This window comes from Massilia scottii (assembly GCF_030846495.1).
In the GTDB taxonomy this organism is placed as follows: domain Bacteria; phylum Pseudomonadota; class Gammaproteobacteria; order Burkholderiales; family Burkholderiaceae_D; genus Telluria_A; species Telluria_A violaceinigra.
In genome coordinates this window covers 75992-90424 of sequence record NZ_JAVCWM010000026.1, presented here as the reverse complement: position 1 = coordinate 90424, position 14433 = coordinate 75992, and the positions used below count along the sequence as shown (strand labels likewise).

The following is a 14433-nucleotide window of genomic DNA, read 5'->3' as shown; positions in this document are numbered from 1 at the left end:
ACTTTACCTGAGCAATACGCTAGGCTGGCGCGGTACCTATTTCTGGTTCGGCGTGGCGCAACTGCTCGTGTGCCTTCCTTTGCATCTGTGCCTCGGCCGTGATGAACGACCGCAGCGCCAGGCCGCTGGCGCCGCCACGCGTAGTCTGACCTTGGCGCAGGCATTGCGCCTCGCCTCCTTCTGGAAACTGGCTATGGCATTCGCCGCCAATACGTTCACGTTTTCCGCGCTCTCGGTCCACTTGATCCCGCTGCTGACTACCTTCGGACATCCACTATCATTCGCCGTCTTCGTTGCCGCACTGATCGGCCCGATGCAGGTGGTGGGGAGGATAGGAGAGCGCACGATTGCCCGCAATGCGCTACCCCAGACGATCGGCAAGTTCACCTTCGCGGCTTTGCCAGCCGCATTGACGATACTGCTCTTGTACGGCCTTCAGGCATGGGCGGTTGCCGGGTTTTGTGTCCTGTACGGACTAAGCAACGGAATAATCACGATCGTCCGGGGCACGATTCCACAGGCACTGTACGGCAGAGAAAATTACGGGGCGATCTCAGGCGCCATGGCCGGTCCGTCGTTGCTTTCAAAAGCAGCTGGACCACTGGCGGCCGCAGCTATTCTTCGCTCCGGATCAACAGGGTCGCTACTGTTGACCTTGTTGATTTTTTCAGTGGTGTCTTTACTGTTCTACCTGGCGGCAATCGCAAAACCGGCCCAACTGTCGGCGCAGGTCACGGAAAATTCCTGACGGCTACAATTTACGAACCACTGACGATGTGTGCTGCTCCTTTGTACCTCCGACACTAAAAAAGCCCATGTGGCCGCAATTGCGGCACACATGGGCTCGTGCAACGGAGAATATCCGTGGGGCAGCTAGTGTCAAACTTTATTGTCTTGTGTCCGACTTTATTGTTCGTCCACAGCGGCCAGCGCAATCAAGCAACTTTTACTCCACCGTCACCGACTTGGCCAGATTGCGCGGCTTGTCCACATCCGTGCCCTTGGCCAGCGCGGTGTGATACGCCAGCAATTGCAGCGCCACAACGTGCAGGATCGGGGACAGCAGGCCGTAGTGTTCCGGCAAGCGGATCACATGCAAGCCATCGCCCGAGGTGATGCGCGAATCGACGTCGGCGAACACGTACAGCTGGCCGCCGCGTGCACGGACTTCCTGCATGTTCGATTTCAGTTTTTCCAGCAGCGCATCGTTCGGGGCGATCGTCACCACCGGCATTTCATCGGTGACCAGCGCCAGAGGGCCGTGCTTGAGTTCGCCAGCGGGATACGCTTCGGCGTGGATGTACGAAATTTCCTTGAGCTTCAAGGCACCTTCCAGAGCGATCGGATAGTGCATGCCGCGGCCCAGGAACAGCGCATTGTCCTTGCGCGCAAAGTCGTCGGCCCAGGCGATGATCTGCGGTTCCAGCGCCAGCACTGCGGAAATGGCGACCGGCAGGTGACGCATTTCTTTCAGGTAGGTCGCTTCTTCTTCATCGCTCAAGCGGCCATTGACTTGCGCCAGGGTCAGGGTCAGCAGGAACAGCGCGGCCAGCTGGGTGGTGAAGGCCTTGGTCGATGCCACGCCCACTTCCACGCCGGCGCGGGTGATGTACGACAGGGCGCATTCACGCACCATGGCGCTGGTGGCCACGTTGCAGATGGTCAGGGTGTGCACCATGCCCAGGCTGCGCGCATGCTTGAGCGCGGCCAGGGTGTCGGCCGTTTCGCCGCTTTGCGAAATCGTCACCACCAGGGTGTTCGGATGCGGCACGCTGTCGCGGTAGCGGTATTCGCTGGCGATCTCGACCTGGACCGGGACCTTGGCCACCGATTCCATCCAGTACTTGGCGGTCAGGCCCGAGTAGTAGCTGGTGCCGCAGGCCAGGATCAGCACGCGGTCGATCTGCTTGAAGACCTTGAACGCGTTGTCGCCGAACAGTTCCGGCATGATGCCGGTGACGCCTTCGAGGGTGTCGCCGATGACGCGCGGCTGCTCGAAGATTTCTTTCTGCATGTAGTGGCGGTACGGGCCCAGCTCGGCAGCGCCGGTGTGCGCGTGCACGGTCTTGACTTCGCGCTCGACCGGCTTGCCGTCGACGTCGACGATCCAGACCTTGGCCAGTTGCAGGTCGACCACGTCGCCTTCTTCCAGGTAGATGATCTGGTCGGTGGTGCCGGCCAGCGCCATGGCGTCGGAGGCGACGAAGTTCTCGCCCTGGCCGACGCCGACGATCAGCGGCGAACCTTGGCGCGCGGCAACCACGCGGTGCGGCTCTTCGCGGCTGAACACGGCAATGGCGTAGGCGCCAGTCAGGCGCTTGACGGCCAGCTGGACGGTCTCGAACAGGTCGCCGCCATACATGTGGTCGACCAGGTGGGCGATGACTTCGGTATCGGTCTGGCTCTGGAACACGTAGCCGAGGGCGGTCAGTTCGGCGCGCAGCTCGTCATGGTTTTCGATGATGCCGTTGTGGACCAGCGCGATGCGGGCGTTCTCTTCGGTTGGCGAAAAGTGCGGGTGCGCATTGTGCGATGCCGGCGCGCCGTGCGTGGCCCAGCGGGTGTGGGCGATGCCGGTGAAGCCTTGCAGGCCGACGCTGTCGATCTGGGTTTCGAGGTCGGCCACGCGCGAGGTGCTGCGCGAACGCTGCAGCTTGCCGTCGACGTGCAGCGCGACGCCGCACGAATCGTAGCCGCGGTACTCAAGCCGCTTCAAGCCCTCGACCAGGATGGGAGTGATGTTGCGTTGTGCTACTGCTCCGACGATACCGCACATGATGACCTCGATCTGAAAATGAATGAATGCGCAGATCGTAGTTGAGCTACCATGAAATATGCTTTCTAATTTGATCTAATATTGTGTAACTATTTCATCAATCACAGAGCATGAATTTATATTTCATTTATCGACCATATTCTTTGCTGATCCACAAAATCCATGAATGCCAATGATCTTGACGACGTCGACCGTCGCATTTTGAATATCCTTCAGCTTGACGCATCGCATACCAATGCGGAGCTGGCCGAGCTGGTCCACGTGTCGCCGCCGACCTGCCTGCGCCGGGTGAAGTACATGACCGAGGGCGGCGTCATCGAGCGCCAGGTGGCGATTGTGGCGCCGGAAAAGGTGGGCGCGCGCCTGACCGCCATCGTCGAGATCACGCTCGATGTGCAGGCCGCCGAGCGCATGGACGAGTTCGAGCAGCATGTGGCGGCCGAAGCGGCCGTGCTGCAATGCTACCGGGTCGCCCCGGGGCCGGATTTCGTGCTCATCGTCCAGGTGGCCGACATGCCCGCCTACCACGCGCTGGCGCACCGCCTGTTCGCCACGCGCACCAATGTGCGGAACGTGAAAGCGTATTTCTCTACCTTCCGCAGCAAGTTCGAGACCCGCATCGCCGTCTGATTATTGCAATTGAGCAATCTCAACGGCAGCCCCCCGGAAACAGGTTCTACTCGAAGCTGCTGCGCGTCCTGGTGGACGCCGGACGAGACGAGACGGGAGGTGGAGCGATGAATGACATCCTGGAACACGCTGGGCTGGTGCGCCTGACGGGCGTGCACAAGTATTACGGCGGCGGGCTGTCCGCCGTGCATGCGCTCGACGGCGTCAACCTGCAGGTGGGCATGGCGGAAATGGTGGTCATTTGCGGTCCGGCGGGCAGCGGCAAGACCACCTTGCTGAACCTGATCGGCATGCTCGAATATGCCAACGAAGGCAGCGTCGTGATCGCCAACCTGCTGATCGCCCGCCTGCCGGAACAGGCCCGCGCCGACCTGCGCAACGAAATGATGGGCTTCGTGTTCCAGGCGTTCACCCTGATTCCGGTGCTGACCGCGCGCGAAAACGTGCTCTTGCCGCTGATGTTGCGCGGCCGCCTGGAACACAAGGAGTTGCAGGCCGCCCATGCCCGCGCGGACGAGCTCCTGGGCCAGCTTGGCCTGGCGACCCACGCCAACACCTACCCGCCGCGGCTCGATGCCAGCCAGAGCCAGCGCGTGGCGATTGCGCGGGCGCTGCTGGCCAAGCCGCGCCTGGTGCTGGCCGACGAGCCCACCTCGCGCCTGGACAGCGCCTGCATCCGCCTGGTGATGGATTTGTTCACCCAGCAGCAGCACGAATACGGCACCGCCTTCATCGTCTCGACCCGCGACCAGCGCCAGCTCAGCCGCGTCACACGCACGCTGCAGCTGCACGACGGGCGGCTGCACGCCGTGCTGGCCGATGCCGGCCGCGAGCCGTTCCGGGTCAAGCTATGAGCCCGTACCGGCTGGCCCTGCGCACCCTGATGCTGGGACGCACGCGCAGCGTGCTGGCGATCGTGCTGATCGGGGCCAGCCTGTGCGTGCTCGACCTGTTTGCGGGCAATATCGCCAGCACCCGCGCCGGCATCGAGTACCAGGCCGTGATCGGCGAACGGATGGGCCACCTGACCGTTATTCCCGCCGCTTCCGCGGGCGAGCCACGCCTGTTCGGCCCGGAGGAAGCGGAGCGCGCGCGGGCCGTGCTGGCGCGGGTGAAGGGCATCGCGCTGGTGGTGCCGGAAATCAGCGTGGCCGGGATCGCCGCCACGGCCGAGCGCTCGGCCACGTTTGGCGGGCAGGGCATGCGCGTGCCCGATGAATCGGTGGTGCCGGGCCTGCAAGGCGCGCCCGGCAAGCTGCAGCCCGGCGTCAGCAATGGCATTGCCATCAGCCAGGCCAAGGCCCGTGCGCTCGCCTTGCGCGTGGGCAGCCCGCTGACGCTGACCGCGGCGGTAGCCGACGCGGCGCCCAGGCACGTCATGGCCCAGGTGGTCGATGTGTACGCGCTGCCCGGCCGCGACGACAACGTCCGCTCGCTGCTGATGCCGCTGGAATTGGCGCAGGACTTGCTCAACACCGACCGCAGCGAGCGCTTCGTGGTGTTCCTGTCCGACCCGGACCAGCTGGAACAGCAGCGCACGGTGGTGATGGCGGCGCTGCGCAAGGCGGGGGTGGGCGCCGAGGTGCGCACCTGGCAGGAATTGTCGCAGGCCTACATGCGCGCGCGCAGTGCGTCCGACCTGGCGTTCGACAGCATTGCCGGCATGGTGTTCGCGGTCATTGCGGCGACCATTGCCGCCACCATGTCGATCAATGCGCTGGAACGGCGCCGTGAAGTGGCGACCTTGCGCGCGCTGGGCATGCGCAGCCATTCGGTGTTCCTGATGCTGGTCACCGAAGCGCTGGGCATGGCGGTGGCGGGCGTGGCTGTCAGTCTGGTGGCGAGCGGGGTCATTGCGTGGATCATCAACAGAGTGACTGTCCAGGAGGAAACGCAGCGCGCCTTTGCGCTGCCGATGCCGGTGGAGCTCGATGTGAACCGCATGATGATGGCGGTGGTGACGGTGCTGGCGGTGACCTTGATGGCGGCGCTGGTGCCGGCGTTCAAGGCGGCACGCGGGAATATCGCGGCGGCGCTGGCGGCGTGAGCGCGATGCTGCGCGCACGCCGCATGAACGACATAACCGCCCGCCCCGATAGCGCCTGCGCCGCGCCAGGGCGGCGCCCGGCGCGGGAGTGACGTTCTTGAAGCTCAGGCCACGACCTTGCGTCATGCCTGAGCTGGTTCACCTTACTTCTTGACCTTCACCGGACGCGTCCAGTTATCGATGGTCACCTGCCTGGTGCGCGAGATGGTCAGCTTGCCGGCTGGCGCATCTTTGGACAGCGTGGTACCGGCGCCCAGGGTCGCACCCTTGCCGACGGTAACCGGGGCGATCAGCTGGCTGTCGCTGCCGATAAATGCATCATCCTCGATCACGGTGCGGAACTTGTTGGCGCCGTCGTAATTGCAGGTGATCGTCCCCGCGCCGATATTGACGCGCGAACCAACCGTGGCGTCGCCCACATAGGCCAGGTGGTTGGCCTTGCTGTGCGCCGCGATCTGGCTGTTCTTGATCTCGACAAAGTTACCGATGTGGACATCTTCAGCCAGCTCGGTACCCGGACGCAAGCGGGCATACGGCCCGATGACCGACTTGGCACCCACCACCGCCTCTTCAATATGACAGAACGGTTTGATATTGGTTCCCGCGGCGATGCGCGCGTTGACCAGCACATTGTGTGCGCCCACGCTGACGCCATCGCCCAGTTCCACGCGGCCTTCGAACACGCAGCCGACATCGATGGTCACATCGCGGCCGCAAATCAGTTCGCCACGCACATCGATGCGGGCCGGGTCGAGCAGGGTCACGCCTTTTTCCAGCAGCGCATTGGCAATATTGAGCTGGTGACGGCGCTCCAGCTCGGCGAGCTGCACCTTGCTGTTGACGCCGGCAACTTCCCACTCGGCCGACGGGTTGGCCGACACGACCGGCACGCCATCCTCCACCGCCCGGGCCACGATATCGGTCAGGTAATACTCGCCCTGCGCGTTATTGTTCGACAGCGAACCGAGCCACTTTTTCAGGTGACGGGTCGGCGCGACCATGATGCCGCTGTTGATTTCGCAGATGGCGCGCTCGGCTTCGCTGGCATCCTTTTCCTCGACGATGCGGGTAATCGTGCCGCCTTCGCGCACGATGCGGCCCAGGCCGAACGGATTGGCCTGCACCACGGTCAGGATACCGAGCTTGTCGGTGCCGGCGGCATCGACCAGGCGCTTGAGCGAGGCCACGGCGGTGAGCGGCACGTCGCCGTACAGGATCAGGGTCGGGACATCCTCATCGAGCTGGGGCACGGCCTGGCTGACGGCATGGCCGGTGCCGAGCTGCGGTTCTTGCAGGGCGGTATCGATGGCGGCATGGCCCGTGCTGTCCTGGCGTTTGAGCATCTCGGGCACCGCTGCGCCGCCGTGCCCGTAAATAACGCATAATTTGCTCGGTGCAAGTGCCCTTGCCGTATCGATCACATGCTGCAGGAGGGGTTTGCCCGCCAGCGGGTGCAGCACTTTCGGCAGCGCAGACTGCATACGCTTTCCCATTCCAGCGGCAAGAATCACTACGTTCATAAGCGTTCGTTCAAAAAGAGTTAATAAATGAAAAAGTTTAACACGCAGGAACCACTTTCCCAGCGCTTTCGCGTTCTTTGCCTGGTGGCCATGGTGGCCGTACTGACCGCCTGCAGCGGCATCAAACTGGCCTACAACCAGGGCGACACCTTGCTGTACTGGTGGCTGGACGCCTATGTCGACCTCGATTCGGAGCAGGCGCCGGAGGTCAAGCAGGATATCAAGGAGCTGTTCAAATGGCATCGCCAGACCCAGTTGAAGGACTACGTCCACATCCTCACTAATGCCCAGCGCCAACTCGCGGGCAACCTGAGCAAGGCTGACCTGGATGCCGATTACCGCGACATCATGGCGCGCACCGAGTTGCTGGCGCAAAAGGCCTTGCCGGAACTGACCGACCTGGCGCTGTCGATCAAGCCGGAGCAGCTCGCGCACATTGAAAAGAAGTTCGACAAGAACAACGAGACCTTCCGCAAGAAGTTCATCCGTGGCAGCGTCGAGGATATGCAGGAGAAGCGTTTCAAGAAATCGATGGAACAGTTCGACCTGTGGTTCGGCGACTTCAGCAGGGATCAGGAAGCCATTCTGCGCAAGGCATCCGATGCGCGTCCGCTGAACAACCAGATCTGGCTTGACGACCGTATCCGGCGCCAGCAAAGGATCCTGACGGTGCTGCGCAAGATCGACAAGGAAAACCTGGGCAAGGAAGCGGCGGCGCCGCTGGTGCAAGGCTTGATCAAGGATATGCTGGCGCGCGGTTCGGAGAACAAGCAATTTTTCGATACCTCCACCGACGGCACGATGCAGATGATCCTGACCGCGGTGAAAATTGCCACGCCGGAGCAGAAAGCCCATGCGCAGAAACGCATGCAGGGATGGATCAGCGACTTCAACACCCTGGCTGCCCAAACCAAGTAAGCAAACCCGCGTTACCCTCGCACCCGCCCAAGCCGACACGGCCCCCGGCGGGTGCCGGTTCCCCCGCCGCCGCCCTGCAACGCATCACACCCCCCGTGATATAGTGCGCCGGATCAGCAATCCCCCCTCGTCGCCATGCAAAAGAAACCCGCCAAAGTCCCGGTGCACCGTCCGCCGCCTCCGAAACAAGTCCGCATCATCGGCGGCGCCTGGAAGCGCTCGACGCTGCCCGTGCTCGACGCGCTCGGCCTGCGGCCCACCCCGGACCGGGTGCGCGAAACGGTGTTTAACTGGATCAACCACCTGTGGGATGCCAACTGGGCCGGGGCCGATTGTCTCGACCTGTTCGCCGGCAGCGGCGCCCTCGGTTTCGAGGCAGCCAGCCGCGGCGCCCGCTCGGTGACCATGATCGACAGCCATACGCCAGTGGTGCGCCAGCTCGATGACGTGAAGATCAAGCTCAAGGCCGACAACGTCCAGGTGGTCCGCGGCGACGCCCTGGCCAGCGCGCAAAACATGGCGCTGCGCGGCCAGCGCTTCCAGCTGGTCTTCCTCGATCCGCCCTACCAGCAAAACCTGCTCGAGCGCAGCCTGCCGCTGACCGCCGGCCTGCTCGCCGAAGATGGCCTGGTGTATGCCGAATCCGGCGCGCCGCTGCCGTTCGAACCGGAAGACGGCAGCGCCGTGCCCGACTGGCTCGCGCCGTGGGAAGCGGTGCGTAATGACAAGGCCGGCATCGTGTTCTATTACCTGCTCAAGCTGCGCAAAACGGCAGCGTAATCACGATCGGCCAGCGGTTTGTTCGGCCGCGATCATCCCCGCCATATGCCGCCGCGGGGACCGCGCATGAATTTCAGGCATAATGCGCGTTCTATATTGGTGCATCTCTAGGGAGCCGCAATGGTTGTAGCCGTTTATCCAGGAACCTTTGACCCGCTCACGCGTGGTCATGAGGATTTGGTGCGCCGTGCGTCCGGGCTGTTCGACAGCCTGATCGTGGGCGTAGCCGACAGCAAGAACAAACGCCCGTTTTTCTCGCTGGACGAACGCCTGGAAATTGCCAACGAGGTGCTGGGCCATTATCCGAACGTGCGGGTCGAGAGTTTTTCGGGCCTGCTCAAGGATTTCGTGCGCAAGCATGACGCCCGCGTCATCGTGCGCGGCTTGCGCGCCGTGTCGGACTTCGAATACGAGTTCCAGATGGCGGGCATGAACCGCTACCTGCTGCCGGACGTCGAAACGCTGTTCCTGACACCATCGGACCAGTATCAGTTCATCTCCGGCACCATCGTGCGCGAAATTGCGATGCTGGGCGGCGATGTCTCCAAGTTCGTGTTTCCATCGGTCGACCGCTGGTTGCAGAAGAAGATCGCCACCATGGCGCCGCCTTCCGAATAAAAAGCTGAGCAATCATGGCCTTACTGATTACCGACGACTGCATCAACTGCGACGTGTGCGAGCCCGAGTGCCCGAACGACGCCATCTACATGGGCGCCGAGATCTACGAGATCGACCCCGACAAGTGCACGGAATGCGTCGGCCACTTCGATGAACCGCAATGCCAGCAGGTGTGCCCGGTCAGCTGCATTCCATTCAACCCGGCCTGGCGCGAAACGCCGGAACAGTTGCGCGCCAAGTACGAGCGCCTGACCGCGGGCAAGGATGCCCCGGCGTCGCCGCTCCCCTGAGCGACAGCGTCTGACGCAGCGGTGGGGCAGCAGCCCCGCCAGGCCCACTCCAGCCCTACCAAGCGGTATTATCAAGTTATACATTCCTGTGCCTTTTGAGCCACGGATTTGTCTTGAAATCATCATAAAACCTGCATAAAATGCCTCTACGGCAATTTTTTTGAGCAATACAATGGTATATTTACCTAGTCTATTAGTTCGCCTACATTAAATTTTCCTCGCAGCGCACATTCCGGCACCATCTCGACCGTACGTAAAGACTATAATACCCGCCGCGTAAATACGATGGCGCTATGGCTTTGTCTACCGTCGTGCCCGCTGCTGCGTTGAAGGAAGATGCTGGCGTGCCGGTCGACTAACTTGATGCCGGCAAGCCGCAGGCCGGCATGAGCGTTTTTCATGCGGAACAAAAACAGATTAATCACTGGAGACACCATGATCGCAATGAACAGATTCACTTTCAAAGGCTTGCTGGCAGGTATAGTTCTCGCTTGCGCCTTCGGCCAGGGTGCCTCCGCGGCGGAGATCAGCGGCGTCAAGCTGGAAGACACCATCAAGATCGCCGGCAAGGATCTCAAGCTCAATGGCTACGGGATGCGCCAGAAATTCGTGGCCAAGGTATATGTCACCGCACTGTACCTGCCGGAAAAGAGCAAATCGTTCCCTGAGATCATGAAGATGGATGGCCCGCGCCGCGTCAGCCTCGTGCTGATGCGCGACCTGACGTCGGACGATTTCGGCGACGCCTTCATGAACGGCCTGAATAACAACCTCAATAACGATGAGAAATCCCAGATCGTCTCGCAGATCAGCAAATTCGGCGAAATGTTCGGCCTGCTGCAAGTATTGAAGAAGGGCGACGTCCTGCACCTGGACTGGATTCCCGGCACCGGTACCCAATGCGAGTTCAATGGCAGGAAAATCGGCGAAGTCGTACCCGACATGTTGTTCTACAACGCGATCTTGCGCATCTGGATGGGCGAGCGTCCGGTCGATACCAGCTTGAAGACAGCTTTGCTCTCTGGGAAATAAGATCCCTGGTCAATAAAAAAGCGGCGCCGGAATGTTCCAGGCGCCGCTTTTTTTTTGTGCAGCCGCTTGCGCGGCTGGCTGACGATCAGGAACGGGCGGCCATGGCGCGCAGTTCGGCCGTGAGACTGGCGTTGCCGGAAGAAGAATTCGTCATTCGTTGCAGCACTTTGGCGTTGCGCATATTGCGGCGGGCGGCGAGCTGGTCCTTGCTCAGGCGTGGATGCACCACCAGCACCAGCGCGCGGAAGATGCCGACCAGCAAAGGCTTGAAGAACAGGGCGAGCGCGGCGATCGCCAGCACCAAGCCCACGCCGCGCAGCAGCGGCAGCAGCGAGAAGGCGGTCTCGCCCGTGGTTTGCAGCAAATTAGACATGATGTTGAAATCGCAGTAGCAGTTGTTATGTATCAACTATAGTGCAACGCAACATATAAATCCAATTCCAAAATCCCATATCAATTATATTAATGGTGAATGGATTGCGGTATGATACCTAATCGCCAACTTTTCTGAATCGCCATGAGCTTTCTGACGCTGGACCTGAACCTGCTGCGTGTGTTCGACGCGGTGATGACCGAGCAAAACCTGACGCGCGCGGCCGGCCATCTGGCCATGACGCAACCGGCGGTATCGAACGCGATCAAGCGCTTGCGCGAGAGTCTGGGCGACGAATTGCTCATCCGCACAGCCTACGGCGTCAAGCCGACCCCGCGCGCCGAGTCGCTGTGGCCGGCCGTGCGCCAGGCCCTGGCCGGACTGGAAGCGGCTGTGACCCCGGAAACCTTCGACGTCTCCAAGGCGCATGCGACCTTCCGCATGGCGATGGCGGACGCCACGGCGGCGTTCTGGCTGCCCTCGCTGATGCGTTCGATCGAGAGCGAGGCCCCGGGCGTGAATGTGCGCATGGTGCCGCTGACGACGCGCGAACCGCGGCCGATGCTGCTGCGCGGCGACATCGACCTGGCGGTGGGGTTTTTCCCTGGCGTGGCCGCGCAGTTGTCGAGCGACACCAGTTCACCGATCCGCCATGAGCGGCTATATTCGGGGCATTACGTGTGCGTGATGCGCAAGAATCATCCGCTCGCCAAGGTGGAACTGGGGATGGAAAATTACTGCGCGGCGAATCACCTGCTGGTCAGCTTTTCGGGGCGCGCGCATGGCCTGGTGGACGAAGCGCTGGCGCAGCTGGGACGCGAGCGGCGCATTTTGCTGACGGTGAACCAGTTCTTCACGGCCGGGCGGGTGGTGGCCAATTCGGATTTGATTACCGTGCTGCCGAAGCACCTGATCGCCTCGACCGGGATGACCGATGCGCTGGTGTGGCGCGAGCTGCCGTTCAGTTTGCCGGCCGTACACCTCGACATGCTCTGGCACGAGCGCGACGCCCGCAGCCCCGCGCATAAATGGCTGCGCAAGCATTTGGAGGGGATGAATACGACGAACTTGAGAGGGGTGGCGAATAGCGATTGAGTCGAGTCGGCGCGGGAACGACGGTAGCAGGTGTCAGGATCGATACCTACTTGGCCGCCGACCGATAACCAACCCGGAACCCGCCCCAGTGCTTCCCATCCACATAAATCGGCACCGACAAGTCGTGCATGACTTCCCCCGTATCGCGCTTGTAGGTCTGCAGCAAAAACGGCTTGGTATTCGATCCGCAGCGCGACCCGGTACGGTCGTTGAAAATCCGCTTGGTGCGGTTGTTCACGATATCCACATCGTAATCGCCCGTCAGGGGCTGTGAGAACTTCTTGTTGTGGGTCGGGAAGTAGCCATTATTATCCACCGCCCCCGCATAGGCCAGTTGCGGCATGCTTGCCAATAACCCTTCCTGCAAGGCCGGCAGCACGCGGTCGGTAAACGCATCGAAACGCGTATTGTGCTTGGGTGGATCGGTATTCGGAATCGGCTTGTAACGACGGTCGAACAGCGCCTCGTGGCTGATCTGGCTCGCTTTGATCGCCGCACTGAACAACTGTCCTACCTCGGCCGCGGCCTGCTGCGCCGCCATACGGATCGCATCGTGCGATGTCGCAAGCATGGACTCCCCCATGGCCCCGGCAATCGATTCCGCCTTCTCGGCCAGCGCCATCGCCGAGCCTGTCGCGCGCGGCAACTCCGCATTGGTCGACAACATGCTGTCGCGGATCTGCGTCAGCGCGCTGGAAATGCCGCGCGTCGTTTCCACGTGCGTGCGCGCCGCCCCCGCAATCTGCCCGATTTCCGACTCCGACACGCCAGAGGAACGTTCGATATTGCCCAGGAAACCGTGAACCCGCTCCACATTGCCGGCCGCCTCGCTCACCACCGTGGCCAGCGAGGCCATGCCGACGCTCGCTGTTGCCGCCTGTTCATTAATCGCCCGCACCATCATGCTGATCTCGCCGGCAGCCTCACGGGTGCGGTGCGCCAGTTGCCGCACTTCACCAGCGACGACCGCAAACCCGCGCCCGTGTTCGCCGGCGCGCGCCGCTTCGATCGCGGCATTGAGCGCCAGCAGGTTGGTGCGTGCGGAAATTTCGGTGATGACGTCGGTAAACCCGGTGATGGCTTTCGACTTTTCCTGCAGCGCGCTCATGGTGCTGGCGGCCTGCTGGGCGTCGACCCGGGCGCTGCTGATGCGCCTGAGCCCTTCGGCCACCTCGGCGCGGCCGGCCACGCTTTCGCTGCGCACTTCGGCCGCCACCGTGGCGGCGCGCTCGGCATTGATGGCGATCTGCTCGGTGGTGTGCGCCACGTCTTCGGCGCTGGCGACGATGCCGACGGCGGTCTGCACGTCTTTCTCGATCTTTTTCTTGACCGAGTCGACAAAATACGAGGTTTCGGCGGCGCCGATCATGATGTCGTCGATCGAATGACCGACAACGGCGATAAACTCCTGGCTATGGTCGCCATCGCCGTTCTTTTGCAGGAGAAGGAAGAGTCCAAGGCTGACCACGCCCGAGATGGCAGCCGCGGGCACGAGCCCCAGCGCCGGACCGGCGGCAAGGCCGAGCAGGAAAACAGCGAGGACGCCGCCGGCGGCAGCGCCGCAGCAGCCGAGCGCGAGCCGTGCCGACTTCGATTGAAGTTGCTTCATGTCTTCCTCTGGCCGCCGCTGGCGTCCCTGGTACAGCTGAGTATCCCGGTAGTCGAGATTCATAACCTACAGCATAAGCAAAGGAAGCTCAACGCATTTGCAAGGCAATGTGTCCAAAGAAAAACATTTCCACCAAGTGCTTATTTGATCGGCAGTTTAGTGGTATTTTTCACTTCTTCCATGACAGCGTAGGTATGGGTTTCGCGCACGCCTTTCTGGAGCAAGGTTTTGCCGAGGAATTCGCGATACGCCGCCATGTCCTTGACGCGCGCCTTCACCAGATAGTCGAAGCCGCCGGCCACCATGTGGCATTCGAGCACTTCAGGGATGATTTGTACGCTATTCTTGAAGGCATCGAAGACTTCGGGCGTGGTGCGGTCGAGCACCACTTCGATGAAAACGAGCAGGGAGACGTCGAGCAACTGGGGATTGAGCTGGGCCGTGTAGCCCATGATATAGCCCGATTCGTGCAGTTTGCGCACCCGCTCCAGGCAAGCCGCCGGCGACAGGTTCACCCGCGCCGCGAGCTCCACGTTGCTGATCCGGCCGTCGCTTTGTAGTTCCGACAGAATTTTCTTGCTAATCTTGTCCAGCATTCGAGATCTCCGCAATAAATTTTATTTGGTGAAATTGTCTCACCAAAAACTATCTATTGCTAGTCTTCTGTAATACCAGAATTAATCCAGAAGATTTCACTCTACAATCGAATCATCTTTTCGCGCACTTCCAGCGTGGCTTGCCTTCC

The 14433-nt window shown here is 61.6% G+C and carries 15 protein-coding genes; 10 read left to right on the top strand and 5 right to left on the bottom strand.

Annotated elements, in window-relative coordinates:
• Nucleotides 1-748 (top strand): MFS transporter (locus RBA41_RS26925; protein ID WP_306627432.1); only part of this gene is annotated, 748 nt, incomplete at its 5' end.
• 198 nt (nucleotides 749-946) lie between these two features.
• Here RBA41_RS26925 and glmS read toward each other — a convergent pair.
• On the bottom strand, nucleotides 947-2776 hold the full coding sequence (gene glmS, locus RBA41_RS26920; protein WP_306627430.1) for a glutamine--fructose-6-phosphate transaminase (isomerizing): 1830 nt from the start codon (nucleotides 2774-2776) through the stop codon (nucleotides 947-949).
• A 162-nt stretch (nucleotides 2777-2938) separates the two neighbouring features.
• Here glmS and RBA41_RS26915 point away from each other — a divergent pair, with 162 nt between their 5' ends.
• From RBA41_RS26915 to RBA41_RS26905, 3 genes are all read left to right on the top strand, one after another.
• Nucleotides 2939-3406, top strand: coding sequence for an Lrp/AsnC family transcriptional regulator (locus RBA41_RS26915; RefSeq protein ID WP_099873292.1), 468 nt, complete (start codon nucleotides 2939-2941; stop codon nucleotides 3404-3406).
• Between the two features lie 107 nt (nucleotides 3407-3513).
• Nucleotides 3514-4260: an ABC transporter ATP-binding protein gene (locus RBA41_RS26910; protein WP_306627429.1), complete on the top strand. Its 747-nt coding sequence runs from the start codon at nucleotides 3514-3516 to the stop codon at nucleotides 4258-4260.
• Complete coding sequence (locus tag RBA41_RS26905; RefSeq protein WP_306627427.1) at nucleotides 4257-5453, top strand: ABC transporter permease; 1197 nt, start codon at nucleotides 4257-4259, stop codon at nucleotides 5451-5453. Before RBA41_RS26910 ends, RBA41_RS26905 begins: the two co-directional genes overlap by 4 nt.
• Before the next feature lie 143 nt (nucleotides 5454-5596).
• Here RBA41_RS26905 and glmU read toward each other — a convergent pair whose 3' ends face one another.
• Nucleotides 5597-6973 (bottom strand): bifunctional UDP-N-acetylglucosamine diphosphorylase/glucosamine-1-phosphate N-acetyltransferase GlmU, encoded by a 1377-nt coding sequence (gene glmU, locus RBA41_RS26900; RefSeq protein WP_306627426.1) that lies wholly within the window; start codon nucleotides 6971-6973, stop codon nucleotides 5597-5599.
• Nucleotides 6974-7000: 27 nt separating this feature from the next.
• On the opposite strand from glmU, the gene RBA41_RS26895 reads away from it, so the two are divergent.
• The 5 genes from RBA41_RS26895 to RBA41_RS26875 all read left to right on the top strand — a co-directional run bounded on the left by RBA41_RS26895 (nucleotide 7001) and on the right by RBA41_RS26875 (nucleotide 10611).
• Nucleotides 7001-7891, top strand: a complete 891-nt coding sequence (locus RBA41_RS26895; RefSeq protein ID WP_306627425.1) for a DUF6279 family lipoprotein — start codon at nucleotides 7001-7003, stop codon at nucleotides 7889-7891.
• A gap of 135 nt (nucleotides 7892-8026) precedes the next feature.
• Complete coding sequence (rsmD, locus tag RBA41_RS26890; protein WP_306627423.1) at nucleotides 8027-8671, top strand: 16S rRNA (guanine(966)-N(2))-methyltransferase RsmD; 645 nt, start codon at nucleotides 8027-8029, stop codon at nucleotides 8669-8671.
• A gap of 120 nt (nucleotides 8672-8791) precedes the next feature.
• Nucleotides 8792-9289 carry a pantetheine-phosphate adenylyltransferase gene (gene coaD, locus RBA41_RS26885; protein WP_054265447.1) on the top strand — a complete coding sequence of 166 codons (498 nt, stop codon included), beginning with the start codon at nucleotides 8792-8794 and terminating at the stop codon, nucleotides 9287-9289.
• Nucleotides 9290-9303: 14 nt separating this feature from the next.
• Nucleotides 9304-9579, top strand: coding sequence for a YfhL family 4Fe-4S dicluster ferredoxin (locus RBA41_RS26880; protein ID WP_306627421.1), 276 nt, complete (start codon nucleotides 9304-9306; stop codon nucleotides 9577-9579).
• A 444-nt stretch (nucleotides 9580-10023) separates the two neighbouring features.
• The gene (locus tag RBA41_RS26875) at nucleotides 10024-10611 is read left to right on the top strand and encodes a chalcone isomerase family protein (RefSeq protein ID WP_306627419.1); all 588 of its coding nucleotides are present in this window, start codon (nucleotides 10024-10026) and stop codon (nucleotides 10609-10611) included.
• An 85-nt stretch (nucleotides 10612-10696) separates the two neighbouring features.
• Here the strand turns inward: RBA41_RS26875 and RBA41_RS26870 are convergent, their stop codons facing one another.
• Nucleotides 10697-10984: a hypothetical protein gene (locus tag RBA41_RS26870; RefSeq protein WP_306627416.1), complete on the bottom strand. Its 288-nt coding sequence runs from the start codon at nucleotides 10982-10984 to the stop codon at nucleotides 10697-10699.
• Between the two features lie 144 nt (nucleotides 10985-11128).
• Between RBA41_RS26870 and RBA41_RS26865 the strand changes: the two genes are divergently transcribed.
• Nucleotides 11129-12079: a LysR family transcriptional regulator gene (locus tag RBA41_RS26865; protein ID WP_306627414.1), complete on the top strand. Its 951-nt coding sequence runs from the start codon at nucleotides 11129-11131 to the stop codon at nucleotides 12077-12079.
• 46 nt (nucleotides 12080-12125) lie between these two features.
• Here the strand turns inward: RBA41_RS26865 and RBA41_RS26860 are convergent, their stop codons facing one another.
• Complete coding sequence (locus tag RBA41_RS26860) at nucleotides 12126-13688, bottom strand: methyl-accepting chemotaxis protein (protein WP_306627413.1); 1563 nt, start codon at nucleotides 13686-13688, stop codon at nucleotides 12126-12128.
• 140 nt (nucleotides 13689-13828) lie between these two features.
• On the bottom strand, nucleotides 13829-14284 hold the full coding sequence (locus RBA41_RS26855) for an Lrp/AsnC ligand binding domain-containing protein (RefSeq protein WP_054265452.1): 456 nt from the start codon (nucleotides 14282-14284) through the stop codon (nucleotides 13829-13831).
• Between the last annotated feature and the right edge of the window lie 149 nt (nucleotides 14285-14433).

What these genes read in the sequence shown, in the direction of transcription:
- glmS (WP_306627430.1), bottom strand. Translation starts at nt 2,776, where the DNA reads ATGTGCGGTATCGTCGGAGCAGTAGCACAACGCAACATCACTCCCATC.
- RBA41_RS26915 (WP_099873292.1), top strand. Translation starts at nt 2,939, where the DNA reads ATGAATGCCAATGATCTTGACGACGTCGACCGTCGCATTTTGAATATC.
- RBA41_RS26910 (WP_306627429.1), top strand. Translation starts at nt 3,514, where the DNA reads ATGAATGACATCCTGGAACACGCTGGGCTGGTGCGCCTGACGGGCGTG.
- RBA41_RS26905 (WP_306627427.1), top strand. Translation starts at nt 4,257, where the DNA reads ATGAGCCCGTACCGGCTGGCCCTGCGCACCCTGATGCTGGGACGCACG.
- glmU (WP_306627426.1), bottom strand. Translation starts at nt 6,973, where the DNA reads ATGAACGTAGTGATTCTTGCCGCTGGAATGGGAAAGCGTATGCAGTCT.
- RBA41_RS26895 (WP_306627425.1), top strand. Translation starts at nt 7,001, where the DNA reads ATGAAAAAGTTTAACACGCAGGAACCACTTTCCCAGCGCTTTCGCGTT.
- rsmD (WP_306627423.1), top strand. Translation starts at nt 8,027, where the DNA reads ATGCAAAAGAAACCCGCCAAAGTCCCGGTGCACCGTCCGCCGCCTCCG.
- coaD (WP_054265447.1), top strand. Translation starts at nt 8,792, where the DNA reads ATGGTTGTAGCCGTTTATCCAGGAACCTTTGACCCGCTCACGCGTGGT.
- RBA41_RS26880 (WP_306627421.1), top strand. Translation starts at nt 9,304, where the DNA reads ATGGCCTTACTGATTACCGACGACTGCATCAACTGCGACGTGTGCGAG.
- RBA41_RS26875 (WP_306627419.1), top strand. Translation starts at nt 10,024, where the DNA reads ATGAACAGATTCACTTTCAAAGGCTTGCTGGCAGGTATAGTTCTCGCT.
- RBA41_RS26870 (WP_306627416.1), bottom strand. Translation starts at nt 10,984, where the DNA reads ATGTCTAATTTGCTGCAAACCACGGGCGAGACCGCCTTCTCGCTGCTG.
- RBA41_RS26865 (WP_306627414.1), top strand. Translation starts at nt 11,129, where the DNA reads ATGAGCTTTCTGACGCTGGACCTGAACCTGCTGCGTGTGTTCGACGCG.
- RBA41_RS26860 (WP_306627413.1), bottom strand. Translation starts at nt 13,688, where the DNA reads ATGAAGCAACTTCAATCGAAGTCGGCACGGCTCGCGCTCGGCTGCTGC.
- RBA41_RS26855 (WP_054265452.1), bottom strand. Translation starts at nt 14,284, where the DNA reads ATGCTGGACAAGATTAGCAAGAAAATTCTGTCGGAACTACAAAGCGAC.